This window comes from Fervidobacterium sp., from assembly GCA_026419195.1.
Taxonomy (GTDB): Bacteria; Thermotogota; Thermotogae; order Thermotogales; family Fervidobacteriaceae; genus Fervidobacterium.
In genome coordinates this window covers 1-18,730 of record JANZZV010000001.1, presented here as the reverse complement: position 1 = coordinate 18,730, position 18,730 = coordinate 1, and the positions used below count along the sequence as shown (strand labels likewise).

At 35.0% G+C, this 18,730-nt stretch carries 18 protein-coding genes and 1 pseudogene; 17 read left to right on the top strand and 2 right to left on the bottom strand.

The genetic code is table 11. The annotated features are described in order from the left end of the window. Nucleotides 1-7: 7 nt before the first annotated feature. Genes N2Z58_00095 through N2Z58_00085 form a run of 3 tightly spaced genes read left to right on the top strand, consistent with a single transcriptional unit; the run spans nt 8 to nt 3,408 of the window. The gene (locus tag N2Z58_00095; protein ID MCX7653068.1) at nt 8-925 is read left to right on the top strand and encodes a carbohydrate ABC transporter permease; all 918 of its coding nucleotides are present in this window, start codon (nt 8-10) and stop codon (nt 923-925) included. 14 nt (nt 926-939) lie between these two features. After that, nucleotides 940-2,196, top strand: coding sequence for a hypothetical protein (locus N2Z58_00090; GenBank protein ID MCX7653067.1), 1,257 nt, complete (start codon nt 940-942; stop codon nt 2,194-2,196). A 42-nt stretch (nt 2,197-2,238) separates the two neighbouring features. Further along, a complete protein-coding gene (locus N2Z58_00085) occupies nt 2,239-3,408 on the top strand; it encodes a hypothetical protein (protein ID MCX7653066.1) in 1,170 nt (389 codons plus the stop codon). 109 nt (nt 3,409-3,517) lie between these two features. Here N2Z58_00085 and N2Z58_00080 read toward each other — a convergent pair. Together N2Z58_00080 and N2Z58_00075 are read right to left on the bottom strand one after the other, a co-directional pair. Beyond that, nucleotides 3,518-4,144, bottom strand: a pseudogene (locus N2Z58_00080) (AAA family ATPase). 13 nt (nt 4,145-4,157) lie between these two features. Continuing rightward, nucleotides 4,158-4,277, bottom strand: coding sequence for an AAA family ATPase (locus N2Z58_00075; protein ID MCX7653065.1), 120 nt, complete (start codon nt 4,275-4,277; stop codon nt 4,158-4,160). Between the two features lie 522 nt (nt 4,278-4,799). On the opposite strand from N2Z58_00075, the gene N2Z58_00070 reads away from it, so the two are divergent. The 14 genes from N2Z58_00070 to N2Z58_00005 all read left to right on the top strand — a co-directional run. After that, nucleotides 4,800-5,744: a DUF4382 domain-containing protein gene (locus N2Z58_00070; GenBank protein MCX7653064.1), complete on the top strand. Its 945-nt coding sequence runs from the start codon at nt 4,800-4,802 to the stop codon at nt 5,742-5,744. A 118-nt stretch (nt 5,745-5,862) separates the two neighbouring features. Further along, nucleotides 5,863-6,630 (top strand): alpha/beta fold hydrolase, encoded by a 768-nt coding sequence (locus tag N2Z58_00065; protein MCX7653063.1) that lies wholly within the window; start codon nt 5,863-5,865, stop codon nt 6,628-6,630. 108 nt (nt 6,631-6,738) lie between these two features. Next, entirely contained in the window at nt 6,739-7,389 is a 651-nt protein-coding gene (locus tag N2Z58_00060; GenBank protein MCX7653062.1) for a thioredoxin family protein, read from the top strand. A 245-nt stretch (nt 7,390-7,634) separates the two neighbouring features. Then, nucleotides 7,635-8,585, top strand: a complete 951-nt coding sequence (gene trxB / locus N2Z58_00055) for a thioredoxin-disulfide reductase (GenBank protein ID MCX7653061.1) — start codon at nt 7,635-7,637, stop codon at nt 8,583-8,585. Nucleotides 8,586-8,621: 36 nt separating this feature from the next. Beyond that, entirely contained in the window at nt 8,622-8,864 is a 243-nt protein-coding gene (locus tag N2Z58_00050) for a glutaredoxin family protein (GenBank protein MCX7653060.1), read from the top strand. A 182-nt stretch (nt 8,865-9,046) separates the two neighbouring features. Further along, nucleotides 9,047-9,718, top strand: a complete 672-nt coding sequence (locus N2Z58_00045; protein ID MCX7653059.1) for a thioredoxin fold domain-containing protein — start codon at nt 9,047-9,049, stop codon at nt 9,716-9,718. A 20-nt stretch (nt 9,719-9,738) separates the two neighbouring features. Further along, nucleotides 9,739-10,386 (top strand): cytochrome c biogenesis CcdA family protein, encoded by a 648-nt coding sequence (locus tag N2Z58_00040; GenBank protein ID MCX7653058.1) that lies wholly within the window; start codon nt 9,739-9,741, stop codon nt 10,384-10,386. A 36-nt stretch (nt 10,387-10,422) separates the two neighbouring features. Then, nucleotides 10,423-10,848 (top strand): OsmC family protein, encoded by a 426-nt coding sequence (locus N2Z58_00035; GenBank protein ID MCX7653057.1) that lies wholly within the window; start codon nt 10,423-10,425, stop codon nt 10,846-10,848. A 245-nt stretch (nt 10,849-11,093) separates the two neighbouring features. Beyond that, nucleotides 11,094-12,359, top strand: a complete 1,266-nt coding sequence (locus N2Z58_00030; GenBank protein ID MCX7653056.1) for an ABC transporter substrate-binding protein — start codon at nt 11,094-11,096, stop codon at nt 12,357-12,359. Nucleotides 12,360-12,378: 19 nt separating this feature from the next. Further along, the gene (locus N2Z58_00025) at nt 12,379-15,030 is read left to right on the top strand and encodes a discoidin domain-containing protein (GenBank protein MCX7653055.1); all 2,652 of its coding nucleotides are present in this window, start codon (nt 12,379-12,381) and stop codon (nt 15,028-15,030) included. A 63-nt stretch (nt 15,031-15,093) separates the two neighbouring features. Continuing rightward, nucleotides 15,094-15,972 carry a sugar ABC transporter permease gene (locus tag N2Z58_00020; GenBank protein MCX7653054.1) on the top strand — a complete coding sequence of 293 codons (879 nt, stop codon included), beginning with the start codon at nt 15,094-15,096 and terminating at the stop codon, nt 15,970-15,972. Nucleotides 15,973-15,995: 23 nt separating this feature from the next. Then, nucleotides 15,996-16,832 (top strand): carbohydrate ABC transporter permease, encoded by an 837-nt coding sequence (locus tag N2Z58_00015; protein ID MCX7653053.1) that lies wholly within the window; start codon nt 15,996-15,998, stop codon nt 16,830-16,832. 14 nt (nt 16,833-16,846) lie between these two features. Then, nucleotides 16,847-17,872 (top strand): GntR family transcriptional regulator, encoded by a 1,026-nt coding sequence (locus tag N2Z58_00010; protein MCX7653052.1) that lies wholly within the window; start codon nt 16,847-16,849, stop codon nt 17,870-17,872. 14 nt (nt 17,873-17,886) lie between these two features. Beyond that, nucleotides 17,887-18,730, top strand: an 844-nt coding sequence (locus N2Z58_00005; protein MCX7653051.1) for a glycoside hydrolase family 130 protein, incomplete at its 3' end; no start/stop codon positions are given.

The window sequence follows — 18,730 nt, the reverse complement described above, 5'->3', positions numbered from 1 at the left end:
CTATGCCATGTTTAAAAAGTTTGACATTTATAAAATCCGTAAGAAAACCAAAGATTCAATTGAAGTAGCCAGTGTATATTTTTTACTTTTGCTTGTAGGATTTGTATTCATTTATCCGATAATCTTCATGATTTCATACAGCTTTATGGACACTTCTGATCTTGTGAACCCACTTGTAAAATGGGTTCCAACGAAATTGTACGCGGGAAACTATAAAGATGCTGTTAAAGTTTTAGATTATGCAAAGACATTAACTCAAACAATTGTTATTACAACTATTCCTGCACTGTTCCAAACTTTGTCAGCTTCCGTAGTAGGTTATGGGTTTTCAAGATTTAGGTTTCCAGGGAAGAAATTTCTATTTTCCATTGCAATAGCAACGTTCATAATACCATCGCAAGTGACCATGATTCCTCAATTTTTAACATTTAAAGATATGGGATTACTCGGGAGTTTGTGGTCGCTTGTATTACCAGCAACTTTCGTACAGGGAATTAGAAGTGCTATCTTTATCATAATATTTTATCAATTTTTCAACATGTTTCCAAAGTCTCTTGAAGAAGCTGCAAAAATAGACGGTGCATCAACGTTTAAAGTATTTTACAAAATCGCTGCTCCTTCAGCTGGACCTGCTTACTTAATATCTTTCTTATTTTCACTCGTATGGTACTGGAATGACACAGTTATTACAGCGCTTTATCTTGGTGAAAAATGGACTACTCTCCCACTACAACTGCAACGTTTTGAAGATACATTCCAAAGGATCTATCAATCGTTGCCTGGAATGCAATCAGGTAGAAGTCTCAACGAAGCTATTGTAATGGCAGGTACTTTGCTGTCGATACTTCCTTTGCTAATAATATATTTCTTTGCTCAAGACTGGTTTATTGAAAGTATAGACAGAACAGGAATAACTGGAGAATAGAAAGGAGAAAAATCATGAAAAGGACGCTAAGCTTATTAATGTTAGTTATTGTAATACTCTCGTTTGGCATCAACAAACTTAACGAAGTCCTTCAAAAAGAATACACAAGATCATTCATGTACTTTTGGGATCAAACCAACACTGACGAAAAAAGCCCTGGTTACGGGTTAGTGAGAGATAGGTACCCTGGGAATCCCACAATTGCAAGTATAGCGGCAACAGGTTTTGGATTGACTGCTATCGTAATCGGAGTAGAGGAAGGATGGATCACGAAAGAGCAAGGTGAGAAACGAGTGATAAACACACTAAAAACATTGTTGAATATTGATCATTTCCATGGTTTTTTCTACCATTTTTTGGATATAAACACCGGCAAGAGAATATGGAATAGTGAAGTATCAACAATAGATACAACAATCCTCATGTGTGGTGTACTCACCGCCGGAAAATACTTCGGAGGACAAGCCTGGGAATTGGCGAAAAAACTGTATGAACGAGTAGATTGGAACAAAATGATCAACCAAGCAAGGAACCAATTTTACATGGCTTACTATCCTGAAAAGGGCTTCCAAGGATACTGGGATTTTTATGCCGAACAACTTATGTTGTATATTCTAGCAGCTGGTACACCAAACAAAAAATACAGAATTGACTCGACAGTGTATTACTCTTTCACAAGAAACTATGGAAGCTATAAAACCGAAAAGTTCATACACTCCTGGTTTGGTTCCCTTTTTACTTACCAATATTCTCACGCCTGGATAGATTTCAGGCATTGGTACGATAAACTTGGAACAAACTGGTATCAAAACTCTGTACTTGCAAGTTTAGCAAATTACTATTATTGTCAAGATAATAAGGGAAAATATAAAAGTTTTACAATTGGCTGGGGAGTTACAGCTTGTGACACACCAAAAGGCTACAATGGGCTACTTGGTACACCTCCATCTGGAAACAACAATTCCGCTCACCAAATAGACGGTACACTTGCGCCATCAGGTGCCATAGGTTCCATCGTGTTTACCCCCAAAGAATCAACATGGGCTATTGAGAACTACTACAAGTTGCCTGCGTTAGTTGATAAGTACGGATTAAAGGACTCATTTAATCTTGACATAAGTTGGTTTGCAAGTGACTACATAGGAATAGACAAAGGTATAAGTCTGCTGATGTTAGCGAATTACAAAAACGAAATAGTATGGAGAATATTCATGAGTATTGATTACATACAGAATGGTTTGAAGCATTTGGGATTCGTATATAAAAAATAGTATGAAAGGATGATTAAATTGAAAGCCTCGGAGATAATAGAGTTGGAAGAAAAGTTATCATTTGAATTCTTCTGGAACGAAACTTCTCAAACAGAAAAGGGCTATGGATTAATAATAGATAACACAAAACACAAAGATATAGCAAGTATAGCATCTGTAGGTTTTGGTTTAAGTAGTATACCCGTTGGAATTGAAAACGGATGGATAACCAAAAATGAAGGAAGAGAACGAGCGCTGAAAACTCTTGAGACATTTCTCAATAATGTTGAGCAAAAGGAAGGTTTTTTTGTACATTTTGTATATATGGGTAACGGAAAACGTGCTTGGCACTCTGAAATATCGGTCATAGATACAGCACTTTTCCTGATGGGCGCCCTAACAGTTGGCGAGTACTTTGGTGGAGAAGTGTATCAACTCTTTGAAGAAATATATTCAAAAGTCAATTTTCAATGGTACCTTGACAATTCTAAAAACCAATTTTACATGGGCTATGATTACGAAAGAGGGTTTTGGGGCAACTGGGACAGATATGCAGAACAATTGATTATGTATTTTCTCTCAGTTGCTTCTCCAACGTACCCTGTGAATCCATCGGTCTATGATTCCTTTCAACGTGACGTAGGAAGATACAAAGATTACGAACTTATCTATACTTACACTGGCTCACTTTTTACTTACCAGTTTTCACATGCATGGATAGATTTCAGAAACATTGTAGACAAAAACAATATAAATTGGTTCGAAAACTCAACTAAGGCTTCGCTTTCAAACTGGGAGTATTGCAAAGATATGCACAGCCAATTTGAAACTCTCCATGAATGTTCTTGGGGCCTTACAGCATGCGATTCTCCGGATGGTTACAGGGGTGACTTTGGTGCACCACCGTCTTGGAACAACAACACACAGCATTATGTTGATGGAACTATACCACCTTGTGGTGCGATTGGTTCTATCGTATTTGTACCTGAAGTCGTTGAAGAAACTGTAAAATACTACTACGAGAAAGTACCAGAACTTTGGGGTAAGTATGGATTTAAAGATGCATATAACTTAGACAAAAATTGGTTTTCTGAGATATATATTGGAATAGATAAAGGCATAACATTACTTATGATAGAAAATTACAAAACAGGTTTGATCTGGGACATTGTCATGAAAAACAAATATATGAAAAGAGCACTTCAAGCTCTGGGATTCAAAGAAAAAGAATAAGAGAACATTTTTTTAAATTTTTTCGACGTATAGACTTGTTCAACGGTACCTTTCATCTGTCACAATGGATGATCAATTGTCGCCTTTCTATATTCGCGTACCAATAATTTTACTTACTTATCACACTTTCCATCTTTGCAAACGTCAAATATCCCGCTTGGACAAGGAAACACTTCGTCACACTTTCTTCTATCTCTTTGCTTGTCAATTCATTGTATGAAATAAGCAGATCTTTTTTGAGTATGTCTTCAAGATTAACCTTGCTGTTGAGCAAATAGTCGTACAAAAACTTCGGTTGTGCAGTATCATGCCAATACGCAAGAAATTTTCTGTTGTAGAAAAACAATAATGTAGCAAATGGATTAAATACAAAATGTTTTCCATCAAAAGAAAAACCACCATAATATTTTTCGAGTTGTTCAAGAAGATATTCTTTGTTCATTTCAAGTTTTTGACATGCCATATCAATATATTCAACAAAATGACGTTCAATTTCTTGTTTCGTGTATCCAAACATCTCACTGAGGTCTTCGTGAAGAAAAAGTCAACAGATCGTTCAAAACAGAAAAGACACCTGCTTTTGTGTATTTGGTTATACCTTTCAAAAAACAAAACGAAGATATTTGTCAAGACTTTTTATTTTTGTGTACACTTGCCTCAGAACATCCCGCATTTGCTGCGCTGTTTGTTTATCTGATATTTGATCAAGTATCGGCTTTTCGTACTCATCTATCAACTCTCCTTCTTTATTATTTCATAACATATCTTGTCTTATCTACATATACAAACTCGCCTTTTATTAACCTTTTAAAATCACTTATCCCTATTGGTAAATATTTCGTCCTTTCCTCTCTTTTGCATCTTTTCAATCGTATTATACCGTAATAAAATAATCTGCTTACCTTCGTTCCTAAAGGAGGTAAAACCTCACCAAGTCTTTCTTAAGTTATGTGCTATGCGAAAGTTTAGAACATTTTCGCGTTCACTTCCACATTTACTCTCACACTCGAAAGTGCGAAGATAAACGTAAGCATTGATAAACATCGATCAAAATGTGCTGTTTTAATAAAGAATTTTCGGTTACACTTCACATTTGCTACCGATTTACACACCAAATTTGAGAGGAATTATTAGTAATAAAAATCCCCCTATTTGGGGGATTCTTTAACAGTGGGAGGGGAGGATGGGGGTACTGGTGGTTATGAACATCTTCAAATTTTCCTCTTTCGAAAAAAATTTTACTCTTCCAACCTTAACAAATCCTTAGAATTTACTTTGGGTTTTCTGAAAAATCTTAATAAATAAAGGTACAGGAGTAATAATTTTGTTGTATAATAACTTGTGGAATATTTAAAATAACTGGAACGCAAAGCATATAGGAGGTGTTTATTATGAAACATGTGAGAAAACTTATCATGATGGTTGTATCTCTCTTCGTAGTTATTGCATTACTTAGTTGTACACAACTTTTTGAACCTAAAAACCCAAAAGTTTCAGTTGTACTCTCATCTGGTCAGGAAAATGGAGAAAAGGGTGTTGCAAGTTTTGTTTACCAACCAGTGGACCTTTTTGGAATCGATTTTGACTTGTTAAAAAAATCCGACGCTCCCTGGGTCAAAAACATAGAGAAGTTAGAGGTAAAAATAACAAAATTTTCATACAGGTACTCAACGGGTCCAAATGAGACAAAATGGGCAACACCCACTAACGTTGATAAAACAGTGGATTTACTTGCGTTAAGTTCTTCAGAAGAAAGCTGGCTTACATTCGACATACCAAAAGGTGCGGTGATTTTAGCCATTGCATTTGAAATTACTCAGGCTACGGTCACGATCAATGGAACAAATTATCCCGTAACAATACCATCAGCAAGCGCAAAAATTGTATTTAAAAATCTGAACTGGTCAATAAATGAAGATGGACAAGTGATACTAAGCATAGATTGGTCAAAGAGTATAATAAAGGTGAGCACAAATTACTTGCTTGTACCACGTGTTGCATACCGCTGGAGAGGCTCATTAAAAAATTTATGGGCAATACAAGGAAAAATCAGCAGGTCAGACGGTACTCCTCCTAACGAACCACTCTTAATAGAGCTTTATGAAGGTGAAACCACTTCATCGACGCCAATGACATTGAAAATCCTTCCAGTGAAAAAAGCAGGAGAGTTTTATCTTGGAAAATATAAACCAGGAAAATACACAATTGTGGTGTGGAAAAACTTGACATTCACATATGAAGGTACTGAAATTTCAATCTCCGGCACAGAAGCAACAAAAACAACCTTTGATCATGGAAAAACGTCAGCTACAACAATATTGAACTTAAAGTACTAAAGACTAATAAAAATTTGAACAAACCCCCGTCATGGGGGTTTTATCTTTCCACACGAATATTACAACAATGTGATATAATATGTTAGATTTTAGGATACATTTTGCCGGGGGTGTTTATATGGATTTTGGTAATTACAAAACCATGAAAATATCTCAACCTATATTTCTAAAAGGGGGAGAAATAGGAATTTTACTTGTCCATGGTTACACAGGCTCACCACACGACTTTGCTTACATGGCAAACGAACTTAATAAAGCAGGATTTACTGTCTCAGTACCCCGACTTCCAGGTCACGGCACGTGTGGTGAAGACTTTTTGAAAACAAATGCAAAAGATTGGTTAAGAAGGGCATATGATGCCTATTATGATTTAAATGGCACTTGCAAAGAAGTTTATATATGTGGATTATCAATGGGAGGAATAATTGCACTCGTAATGGCTGCCCAATTAAAACCAAAAAAGCTTGCCACACTTGCTGCCGCTACGCATGTTTACGACAATAGAATAAAACTAACTCCTTTACTTGCCTTATTCAGAAGAAGGATACCAAGAGAAAACAACGATAAATACGATGATCCAGAACTTGAACATCTAAAGAAAGAGTATTGGATCTATAATTGGCCAAAACAAGCAGCTGAACTTTATAAACTTATGAAACTTGCACGAAAAACTGTATCTCAAATAACCTCGGATACACTTATTATTGCTGCAAGAAACGATAACACAGTACCGCTGAAAGCTGCTGAGTTCATATACCACAACATCGCCTCGGAAAAAAGAAAAATGTTAATATTTGAACGATCCGGACACGTACTAAGCAACGACATAGAAAAAGAAGCCGTCACAGAAGCTGTTAAAAAATGGTTCTTAGGTCAAGAAATTTAAACAAGGAAGAAAAGTAGATAAAATTTGTCTAATTTTAACATTTAGGTAACCCTAATTCTTCGGACTTAGGGTATAATAAAAATGAAAACAAAGTTGGAGGTGTCTTATATGGGATTATTGTCAGAAAAGGATAAAAGTTACTTATCAGATTTGTTCAAAAGGGAACTTGAAAATACCGTAAAACTTATATTTTTCCACAGCGAAAATTGTGAGTATTGTGATTTGGAGAGTCAATTGCTCGATGAATTAAAAGAGCTCTCAAACAAGATCATCGTCGAAAAATATCACAAAAACAGTTTAGAAGGTGAGAAGTACAAAGTTGAATACACGCCTGCCTTGATACTCACACTCGAAGATGGAGTGGATAGAGGTGTAAGATTTTACGGCATACCTTCAGGACATGAATTCACAACACTTATTCAAGACATAGTAACATTTGGTAAAGGGGCAAAACCTGAGCTTTCACCGGAAACAATCGAACAACTTAAGAAACTCGATAAACCCGTCAAAATAAGTGTTTTTGTAACTCCAACTTGTCCATACTGTCCGAGAGCGGCTTTAACGGCACACAACATGGCACTTGCAAGTGATATGGTTACAGCCGAAGTTGTTGAAGCAAATGAATTCTTTGACTTAAGTGAACAATTTGGAGTTTCTTCGGTACCACACATTGCAATAAATAGAAACCCAGACAGATTTTTTATAGGGGCTTATCCAGAACCACAGTTCTTGAAACAAGTGCTTGAACTTGCAGAATAATATATTCCCGTCAAAAAACTGAGAAAGTTTCGGAAAAAGATCGGCAAACCACCCCAAAATACTTCAGGGCACATCTTTTGTGCCCTGAGTTTTTAGAAGGCTTAGCGCGCGAAAATTGTGTTGAGAAATGCAGTACTGACTACAATCAAACGTTGACCCACTTTTTTAAAAGTTTTCTATCTAATAGTCTAAGATTTCTCCGGTGGAAATTGGTCTTTAGTATAACTTATCTTGGAGGTGAAAAAATGGAGTTGTTTGAAATAGGTTCATTAAGTAGCGAACTGAAAGAATATTATGATGTAGTTATTGTTGGTGCTGGACCGGCAGGTTTAACGGCGGCTATTTATGCAAGAAGGGCAGGACTAACAGCTTTAGTAGTTGAAAAAGCAATAGAAGGTGGAGCTGTTGCACAGACGCATGTGGTAGAAAATTGGCCAGGGGAAATTAGTATTGAGGGACAAGCATTAGCTCAAAAATTTGCAGACCATGCAAAACATTTTGGTGCGCAAATACATTATGCTTTCGCTCAAAAAGTTTATGTGGAAGGTGATTATAAAATAGTAGAACTCGATGATGGAAATAAAGTAAAGAGTAGAGTTCTTATTATAGCAACAGGAACAGAACCGAGGAAATTGGGAGTACCAGGTGAAGCTGAGTTTAGAGGTAAAGGTGTTACATACTGCGCTGCTTGTGATGGATACTTGTTCAAAGACAAAGATGTGGTTGTAGTTGGTGGAGGAGATAGTGCGTGTGATGAGTCTCATTTTCTGTCAAAGATTGTTAACAGCATAACAATAGTTCAAAATCTTCCATATTTAACAGCTGCAAAGGTGCTCCAGGAAAGAGTTTTGAACAACCCAAAAATAAAAGTTATCACAAATCATTTGGTGAAAGAAATAAGAGGCGCAAATAAAGTACAAGAAGTAGTCATCGTAAGCAATGAGACAAAAGAAGAAAAAATTATCAAAGCGGATGGTGTATTCATATATGTTGGACTCCTACCAAAAACAGAAATTTTCAAAGGATTATTGGAAATGAATGAGTATGGCTACATAATTACAGACGAAAATATGGAGACAAATGTTCCTGGCATCTACGCTGTTGGGGATATAAGAATAAAGGGACTTAGACAGATCGTAACCGCTGCGGCTGATGGTGCAATAGCTGTTGAACATGCTGCAAAGAAATATTTTTAATGAATAAACTTATTAAACGTGAAAGGAGGGTTCATTATGTCAAACTACAAAGTAAAAATTTACACAACACCAACATGTCCATGGTGCAAAAGAGCTAAGGAATATTTCAAACAACTTGGCATTTCATTTACCGAGGTAGACGTTTCCAAAGACAGAAAAGGTGCGGAAGAAATGGTTAGAAAGTCTGGACAAATGGGAGTCCCTGTTATAGAAATTGGGAATCAAATAATCGTTGGATTTGACAAAGCAAGAATCGATAGAATACTTGGGTTAAGCTAGAACAATCATTGCGGTTAACGGTTATATTAATGACGACACCGTTAACCGCTTGTTTTTTTCAAAATAAAGGAGGGATATATATCAGATTCAGTTGTCCGATACTCAGATTCTTTTCAAAACTTTTCATGAAAAAATTTAAGATATCAGCTATTAGAAATAAAAAATAAAGAGAGGTGAATGCTATGTTTAAAAAACTTATTTATGTTTTTATATTCATGGTTGTGCATGTTATCTTCGGTTTCGAGTTTTTGTACACTGACTTGGGAACTGCTCACAACGTTTCCAAAATAGAAGACAAGCTATTAATAATTGTATTCTCCTCTCCGAATTGTTATTACTGCAAGCTTTTTGAAAAAGAGGTATTAACAAACAAATCGGTACAAGAATTCCTTAGAGGAAACTACGTCATAGTGAAAATCGAGCCATCGAATTACAAAACAACGTTTCTTGGTAAACCATACACAAATAACGAACTATTTGGAGCTTTCGGAATAAGAGGAACACCAACATTTGTCTTTTTAAAAGGTTCAGGAGTAGTGACCCAAGTGCCTGGGTATATGCCTCCGGAGGATTTCCTGAAAGCATTAAAATATTTGATAAGAGTTACTGAAGATAATTATAAAGAATCTTTTGAAGTCTATTCAAAGAAAAATGATGATTTAAAAGGTAAACCGAAAATAGTAAATGTTACAAAAGAGGATGCGAACTATATTTTAAAAAACGACAAGAACGCTGAAAAAGTGGATTCTTTACCAAAAACTATCGACATATACAAAGTATACATTACATTTAACCTAGAAATTGCTCAAACACTTAACCAAACAGGAGTGATACGTACTTTGTTGGTTAAATAAAACTAATCTGGGGTGATTCCATGGTTTCATTAGGTCCAACAGATGTATCAATTTGGATTGCACTGGCATCTGGAATCCTTTCCTTTTTCAGTCCCTGTGTTTTGCCTTTGATTCCAGGTTTTCTTGGAATAATTCTTGGCGGTAATAGAAAATTGCAAAAACTCGTTGGTTTTTTCGCAGGTTTCACAGTAATGTTTACAATACTTGGTGCTTTTTCTGGTTTGCTTGGTGGTTTTCTGGCTAAATTTGGTAGCATAATAGAAAAGATGATTGGAATTGCAATTATTGTATTTGGAATTCTTTATGGAATGGAAATACAATTATTCAAAGGTAAGGCTATTAACGTATGGAAGTTCAGAAGTTCAGGTTTTGTTGGAGGATTAATCTTAGGAATAGCTATAGGCTTTGTTTGGATACCATGTAGCAGTCCTGTACTTGCATCGGTTTTGCTTATAGCAGCACAAAAAAATATGATCAAGGGAATGATTCTCTTATTTGTATACTCCTTAGGAATATCAATACCACTTCTAACAATCGGTACGATTGTTTCAAAAACACTAAGTAAAGGTTTTGGCAGACCAAGCTGGGAAAAATGGATGAAAATTGCTGGTAGCGGATTTATAATACTTTTGGGAATACTTGTGATTCTTGGAAAAATGAAAGTTTAAACATTTTAATAAAACTTTTTTCGGAGGTGCAACGATATGCCAACAGCACGCATGGATTATTATTCAGGTATGTTATTTTACAGTAAAACACTCTCTGGACATGACTTAATAATCGATGCCGAGCCATCGTTTGGAGGAAAGGATGCTGGATTACGCCCAAAGGAGTTACTACTTTATTCACTTATGGGATGCACTGGGATGGATGTGGTTTCTTTACTAAAGAAAATGAAGGTAATCGATAACTTGGAAAGCTTTAGAATGGAGGTTGATTACGAACAATCACAAGAACATCCGAAAGTTTATACAAAGCTCCATCTAAAATACATATTCAAATTTAAAGGAGAACCACCAAAAGAGCAGGTTGAAAAAGCAGTTGGGCTTTCCCAAGATAAATATTGTGGAGTCTCTGCTATGCTGAAAAAAGCAGTTCCAGAATTTACTTGGGAGATATTTTACGAATAATTTGATAACCTCAAAGTTTACAAAAAGCCAGCATACGCTGGCTTTTTTGCTATATTTCAGACTTGATTGGTTGACGAATATTATAGAAAAAATTCAGGAAAGAAAGAAAAAATAATATATATACCTGTATATACATGTATATTCTTTATACGAGCAATTTTTAAACTTTGATACTAAAAAGAATAAGTATAAAATTACTCATGGTTTTGTCAATAAACTGACATCAAAAAGTGGGAGGTGGATTTATGAAAAAAAAGGTTGGCTTCTTTTTGTTTGTATTTGTTATCTTTACACGTATTTTCGCAACTGTAGAAATAACATTTTGGCACGGTCTTGCAAGAGATCCAGATAAAAGCAGTATAGAAAAGATTGTTGAAGCTTTTCAAAAGGAAAATCCAGATATTAAAGTGAAAGTAGTAATAATACCAGCAGCAGAAACAGACTCCACAAAACTCCTAACAGCTGTTTCGGCTGGCACGGGACCCGATCTAGTGTATATCGACAGATTTACTGTCATTCAAAGAGCCGCACACAACGTTCTCGAACCAATTGATGAGTATCTAAAAAAGTTAGGTATTAATATTGATAACCTAATGAACGATTTTTTTGATTTTGCGGTTAAGGAATGCCTGTTTAAAGGAAGATATTACGCACTTCCTTTTGACACAGACGTCAGAGTCCTTTTCTATAACATTTCTCTTTTAAATTCTATTGGGCTGAAAGAACCTCCAAAAACGATTTATGAACTTATTAAAATTTCTGAAAAATTGACAAAGGAGGGAAAGAAGGGTAAATATGATATCGTTGGCTTTATACCTTGGTACGCTCAAGGTTGGCCTTATACCTGGATTTTTGCTTTTGAAGGGAATGTTTTTGATGAAAAAACAGGAAAATTCGTTTTTGCTACAGATCCCGGGGTAATTGAAGCCTATAAATGGATGAAAAGCTGGGCTGATAGATTTGGTTACGAAGCTTTAAATGCGTTTGGATCCATGCAAATAGGCGATTTAAATCCATTTACAGCAGGCAAATTAGCCATGATTGTAGATGGTAATTGGACACTTTCTGGTTTAAAGCTTTTTGCGCCAAAAGATTTTAAATACGCTATAACTGGTATTCCAACAAAATCAGGTAAGTCTGTAACATGGGCCGGAGGTTGGAGTTTAGCTATTCCAAAAGGTGCAAAAAGACCTTTAGAAGCTGCAAAACTAGCATTATATATTGCTACAAAAGGGCAGATTCAATATGCAATTGATACATTGCATTTGCCTACTTATAAAAAAGCTGTGGATGAATTACTAAAAAAGGATCCATCTCAGAAACCATTTGTTGAATTATTAGAAAATGCGAAATCAAGACCGCCATTACCAGTTGGTGCTTTACTATGGGACAAGCTAGTTGAAGCAAGAGATCTTATCCTTACTGGTAAAAAAACTGTGGAAAAGGCACTTTTTGATGTCCAACAAGAAGTGCAAAAAGAATACGACAAGATAATGTCTTCAACAAAATAGTCTAGGGGAGATGAAATCAATGAAAAAATTTTCTATTTTCATGATTTTATTTACGATTCTTGCATTTAGTCAAGACAACTTCAAAATACCAGAGAGTTCTTACTGGTACCCAAATGATTTGTTAGAATGGAGTCCAGAAACTGATCCTGAGGCCATCTATAATGTTTCATCCATTCCATTAAATAATAGAATTAAAGGGGGCAAAATATCAAAAAATGCCTCAGAAAAAGTAAAAATAGTAGCTTTGTCTGTTATGAATCCCTCAACAAGTGGTATGCCATCACAGGGAAGAAATGATTCGATGAGAATTTACACTTTTACTTACTGGCAATATATAGACTTCTTAGTTGCGTGGGCAGGTTCAGCTGGCGAAGGAATAATCGTTCCTCCAAGCGCGGACGTGATAGACGCTGCACATAAAAACGGGGTTCCTGTTTTAGGAACAATTTTCTTCCCACCAAATGTATATGGAGGTAGAAGAAATTGGGTTGATCAACTACTTCAAGAAACTAATGGTCAATTTCCAATAGCCGATAAATTAATAAGTGTTGCAAGATATTATGGATTTGATGGTTGGTTCATAAATCAAGAAACAGAAGGTTGTGACCAAGAACATGTAAAACAATTAACAAGATTTATAGGATACTTTAAATCAAAAGCTCCTGATTTAACTTTGTTTTGGTATGATGCCATGAATAACTATGGCGAAATTATGTGGCAAGGCGAATTGAACGAAACAAATGTTGTTTTTCTTACGGATTTAGAAGAACAAAGAAGACTTTCAGATTACTTGTTTATAGATTTTCGGTGGATCTCTTCAAAACGTCCAAATTCTGTTGAAAATTCATTAAAAAATGCGCAAAAATATAAAATTTCACAATATGATTTGTTTGCTGGGGTATTGCTGCAAGGTGAAGGGTATAACACCCCATATTTTAATTTATCAAAAATCCAAGATCAGCAAGGTACTCTTAAATTATCACTTGGGTTGTTTGGTCCATGCTGGAGTTATTATTCATCAAAGAAGATTGACGAATTTTGGAAAAAAGAGGATATATTGTGGGTTGGAAATCATGATCTGCTCGATTACAAATATAAAAGCGAAGCATCAAGATGGCCAGGCTTTGCACAGTTTGTTGTTGAAAAATCACCTATTACAAGCTTACCATTTGTTACTCACTTTAATGTTGGACACGGAAAGTACTTTTTTGTGAATGGTAAAAAGCTTGGAAATAGTGAGTGGTATAACAGAAGCCTGCAAGATATTTTGCCAACTTACAGGTGGCTTGTGAAGGGAAAGAAGCTTGATGTCGAAATCGATTATGAAAATGCATATTACGGAGGAACTTCTCTTAAGTTTTGCGGAAGTATGTTAAAAGGAGAGTTCTCAGAGTATATTCTTTATTTAACTGACATAGAGATTTTACCAAATACTGTCTTTTCATTTGCATCTAAAAATAATGAAGGAAAAGTTCTTGGAACAATTAACCTATATTTTTCCGATGGTGAAATTTTAAAGTTACCTTTTTCGTCTTTAAATGACTGGAAAGAATACTCATATTACTTGACAAGTTTCATTGGCCGCAAGATTAAAAATATTGGAATTACTCTAAGAAGTAATTTGAATCAAAATGTTTCGTTTAATTTAGGAAAGATAGCTATATATCAAATTTCCTCCAAGACCCAGCAGCAGACATCGAAAATAGTAGTAGACGAGATTAAATTTGAAGAAGGAATTTTTGCTCAAATTAAGATTCATTGGAATAGGGTTGAGGGAGCAAAACATTATGAGGTCTATAGAATCTTACCAAATAACTTGGAAGAATTTGTTTGGGCAAGTACTAATAATTATACATATATTTGCAAATTGAAAAGGATAGGGAAAGAAAAGGATACTAAACTAAAAATAGTTGCGATTTTTCAAGATATGTCAAGAAGTAAACCATTATATACAAAAATTTATTGGCCACCTTATCCAAAGCCAAGAGCAGAGTTTACTGTAAGTAACACAATAATAAGCCCTGGTGAATCCGTTGTTTTTGAGTCTTTATCATCAGAAACAACTGAAGAGCTAGAATGGTTGTTTGTTGGAGGAGAACCATTAAATAGTAATCTGGGTAAGGTTATAGTTAAGTACGAAAAAGAAGGTTTGTATCCTGTAAAATTGGTTGCAAGGAATACTTCTGGTGAAGACATCAGGTACTACGAAAGCATGATAGCAGTTACACAAAACGCAAAAAACTTAAAAAACTTGGCATTGGGCAAAATGACATACGCGAGTAGCTTTGTTCCTCATGAAAAGCCATCATTAGCTGTGGATGGTGCTGTTGAAGGTAACAGTAAATGGTGTGCAGTTGGTGATTTACCTCATTGGCTTGTTGTAGATTTAGAAAAAGAGTGCCTTATAAACAAGGTTGTTATAAGGCATGCTCAAGAAGGCAAAGAATCTGAGGATTGGAATACTAAAGCATATAGAATTCAGATAAGTAGCGATGGTGAAAATTGGAATGATATTATCGTGGTGAAATCGAATTCAAAAGGATTAACTGAACATTCTTTTCCTCCTGTGAAAACACGATATGTAAGACTCTTGATAGAAATTCCAACTCAAACAGGTGATAAAGCTGCAAGAATTTATGAATTCGAAATATTTGGTTTGTCTGATTTTTAAATATATTCAAAAAATTTCCTTCTTTTGTAAGTATTATATTTTAAATATTGAGGTGCAAAAAATATGAAAAATGCAAGAAATTTTATTTTAGGTTTGTTGTTCATTTCACCGTGGTTAATAGGATTTTTTATATTCACTATGTATCCAATTATAGCTTCAGCGTACTATTCACTTACTGATTTTTCTATCACAACGTATCCAAACTTCGTGGGTTTTAGAAATTATATGAGAATGTTCGAAGACGGTTTGTTCTGGAAAAGTCTAAAAAATACGACTTTTCTCGTGTTAGGTTTAGTACCTTTAGGTCTGTTGATTGCTTTGACAACAGCATTATTATTAAATGTGAAAAAATTGAGAGGAATTCCTTTTTTTAGAGCAGCAATTTATTTACCGTCAATAGTACCGGCTTTTGCGTTTTCAGCAGTAGTAACTTTATTCTTTCACCCTTACTTGGGATTTATTAACACTGTTTTATCGTGGATAGGTATAGAAGGACCGCTTTGGTTAAGCAGTGAAAAATGGGTCAAACCAACGATTATAATTGCAGCTCAATGGGGAGTAGGCGGAGCAATGCTTGTATTTTCCGCAGCACTTAAAGACATACCTTATGAACTGTACGAAGCAGCTGTAATAGATGGAGCAAGTAAGCTAACAATGTTTAGAAAAATAACTTTGCCGCTTATAACTCCAACAATATTCTATTATTTGGTTACATCCACAATAGGAAATATACAAATATTCGATTTACCAATGTTATTGACTGGAGGTGGACCAGCCAATGCAAGTTTAACTTTGGGTATGTATATATATAAACAAGCATTTACATATACAAACATGGGTTATGCTTCTGCTCTTGCGTGGTTTATGTTTGTACTCATACTAATTATAACAATTGTATATTTTTACTTTTCGGATAAATGGGTATTTTACATTGGTAATTGAGGTTCATCTTAGGAGGTTTGAATATGTATAAAAATAGTAAAATAGGCTTGAAAATTACATCTTATATTTTACTAAGTTTGTTAGCTTTTATTTACCTTTTTCCTTTTTTTTGGATGATTGGAACATCTCTTAAAGCCGACACAGAGCTTTTGGACTTTCCACCAAAGATATTTCCAAGTAAGCCTAAATTTGATAACTATGGAAAAGCAATTGATAGGTTTCCATTTTGGAGATATTTTTCCAATTCGTTCATCATCACACTTGGAAACATTATTGGGGTTTTATTTTCAGCACCTCTGGTAGCTTTCGGATTTTCAAAGTTAAAGTGGATAGGTAGGAATATTCTCTTTTTCGTTATGTTGAGCACTGCCATGATTCCAGGGGCTGTAACAATGATACCTACATTTCTAATATTTAAGAAACTTGGATGGATCAATACTTATCTTCCTCTTATTATTCCGGCCTTTCTTGGTGGAGGACCTATGAATGTATTTTTAATTAAACAATTTTTTTCTACAATACCAAATGAAATGTTAGAAGCTGCTAAAATAGATGGAGCAAACGAATGGGTTATATATAGAAAAATAATGTTACCGCTATCCAAACCCGTTTTGGCACTTGTCTCATTGTTTACATTCATGGGGGCGTGGAATAATTATTCTGGTCCTCTTATTTATATAACAAGTGAGGAAAAATTTCCCTTATCGTTGGGAATGCCTATGTTTATGAATAGATATGGTACGTACTGGAATCAAGCTATGGCAGCAGCAACATTAACTTTCATACCAACTTTTATATTTTTCTTTTTTACACAAAAGTATCTAATAGAAGGTATTAAACTTTCCGGAATAAAAGAGTAAAAAGGAGGAATTATATGTTACCAACCTATGGAAAAATACTTAAGCATATAGAAGACTTGATAATTACCGGGAAACTTGCCGCAGGTGATAAGATACCTTCAGAAAATGAACTAGCAAAAATGTTTAACACAACAAGAATGACAGTAAGAAAGGCGCTTGATGAACTTGAGAAAATTGGTATAGTTTCCAGAGTCCCTGGTGTTGGGACGTTTGTAACGGAAACAAATGTAATTTCACACAAAAGGGTGGGACTTTTAGTTAGCAATAAGCAAATTATGTATGGTATTATAAAATTTCTTTCCTCGGTTGGAATCAAAATCTTTGCTTTTGAGCAAGGAAAAACATTGAATGAAGAGGAATCTTTGTTGAAAGAACTTGTCTCAAAAAATATAGACGGATTAATAATTGAGCCAACCCAAAATTCTGTCATCAATTCATTCATGAGAGAATTAGCTCAGAACAACTTTCCTATAGTATTTGTAGACAGAAATATTCCTATACCAATGAAAATTCCAACAGTTTTAACTAACAATTTTCAAGGCGGAAAACTGTTAGGAGAACATATGAGAAAAGAACACAATATTAGCAAAGCTGTATTTGTTACAAGTGAGGATTTAACTATTTCAAGTGTTTATGAAAGATATAATGGTATTTCTAAAGGATTAAAAAAGAAACCAGATATAATAAAGTTTGAAAGTATCGAGGGAGATTTCTCTACTCTTCCAAAGATCATAAAGGATAAGAATATTGACTGTGTATTTTTTTGCAATGATATGTTGGCAGTTAGGGGTATATGCTATATTTTGAAATATGGTATTAAAATACCTGAAGAAGTAAAAGTTGTTGGATTCGATGATGAATTCGTAGCTAAAATGACTCACCCGAAACTAACAACTATTAAACAAGATTTAGCTAAAGTCGGAGAAACTGCAGCTTCTTTGATTGTAAGCAAATTAAAAGGAGAAATGATTAACGATAATGTTATCATAGGAGTAGACATGGTTATTAGAAACTCTTGTGGATGCAAGAATAAATATTAAATGGGGGAGATAAATTGAAAATATTAGCAAAAAGTTTACCGAATATACCTTGGGAAGATAGACCAAAAGGTAGTAGTGAAGTCGTTTGGAGATATTCTCAAAATCCTATAATAAAGAGGAACCAAGCAAAAGACTCTAACAGCATCTTTAACAGTGCTGTTGTCAAATTTAAAGACTATTTTGCTGGCGTATTCAGAGTAGATAACACTGCTCGCGAGATGAATATAAGAAAAGGGTTTAGTAAAGATGGATTCAACTGGGTGATAGATGATGAACCTATAAAGTTTATCCAGCAATCATCTGAACTGATTGAGAGTGAATACAAATACGATCCTAGGGTTGTATTCATAGAGGATAGATATTGGATTACTTGGTGTAATGGTTACCACGGACCAACGATAGGTATAGGTTACACTTACGATTTTGAAACATTTTACCAAATAGAGAACGCTTTTCTACCATTTAATAGAAATGGTGTTTTGTTTCCCAGAAAGATAAACGGAAAATATGCAATGTTAAGTAGACCTTCTGACAATGGTCACACACCATTCGGGGACATTTTTTACAGCGAAAGCCCGGACATGATTCATTGGGGAGTACACAGATTTGTCATGGGAAGGGGATATAGTCCGTGGCAATCTCTAAAAATAGGAGCTGGACCAGTACCAATAGAAACAGATGAAGGTTGGTTGTTATTTTACCATGGAGTATTACTTTCTTGCAACGGATATGTTTATAGTTTTGGTGCAGCACTGTTGGATTTAGAAAAGCCTTGGAAGGTAATAAAGCGCTCTAAGAAGTATTTGCTTTCACCACAAATGCTTTATGAATGTGTTGGAGATGTACCAAACGTTGTAT

Coding starts and splice junctions, on each gene's coding strand:
- N2Z58_00065 (MCX7653063.1), top strand. CDS start 5,863: ATGGATTTTGGTAATTACAAAACCATGAAAATATCTCAACCTATATTT.
- N2Z58_00060 (MCX7653062.1), top strand. CDS start 6,739: ATGGGATTATTGTCAGAAAAGGATAAAAGTTACTTATCAGATTTGTTC.
- N2Z58_00035 (MCX7653057.1), top strand. CDS start 10,423: ATGCCAACAGCACGCATGGATTATTATTCAGGTATGTTATTTTACAGT.
- N2Z58_00050 (MCX7653060.1), top strand. CDS start 8,622: ATGTCAAACTACAAAGTAAAAATTTACACAACACCAACATGTCCATGG.
- N2Z58_00020 (MCX7653054.1), top strand. CDS start 15,094: ATGAAAAATGCAAGAAATTTTATTTTAGGTTTGTTGTTCATTTCACCG.
- N2Z58_00090 (MCX7653067.1), top strand. CDS start 940: ATGAAAAGGACGCTAAGCTTATTAATGTTAGTTATTGTAATACTCTCG.
- trxB (MCX7653061.1), top strand. CDS start 7,635: ATGGAGTTGTTTGAAATAGGTTCATTAAGTAGCGAACTGAAAGAATAT.
- N2Z58_00095 (MCX7653068.1), top strand. CDS start 8: ATGTTTAAAAAGTTTGACATTTATAAAATCCGTAAGAAAACCAAAGAT.
- N2Z58_00045 (MCX7653059.1), top strand. CDS start 9,047: ATGTTTAAAAAACTTATTTATGTTTTTATATTCATGGTTGTGCATGTT.
- N2Z58_00030 (MCX7653056.1), top strand. CDS start 11,094: ATGAAAAAAAAGGTTGGCTTCTTTTTGTTTGTATTTGTTATCTTTACA.
- N2Z58_00040 (MCX7653058.1), top strand. CDS start 9,739: ATGGTTTCATTAGGTCCAACAGATGTATCAATTTGGATTGCACTGGCA.
- N2Z58_00015 (MCX7653053.1), top strand. CDS start 15,996: ATGTATAAAAATAGTAAAATAGGCTTGAAAATTACATCTTATATTTTA.
- N2Z58_00070 (MCX7653064.1), top strand. CDS start 4,800: ATGAAACATGTGAGAAAACTTATCATGATGGTTGTATCTCTCTTCGTA.
- N2Z58_00010 (MCX7653052.1), top strand. CDS start 16,847: ATGTTACCAACCTATGGAAAAATACTTAAGCATATAGAAGACTTGATA.
- N2Z58_00025 (MCX7653055.1), top strand. CDS start 12,379: ATGAAAAAATTTTCTATTTTCATGATTTTATTTACGATTCTTGCATTT.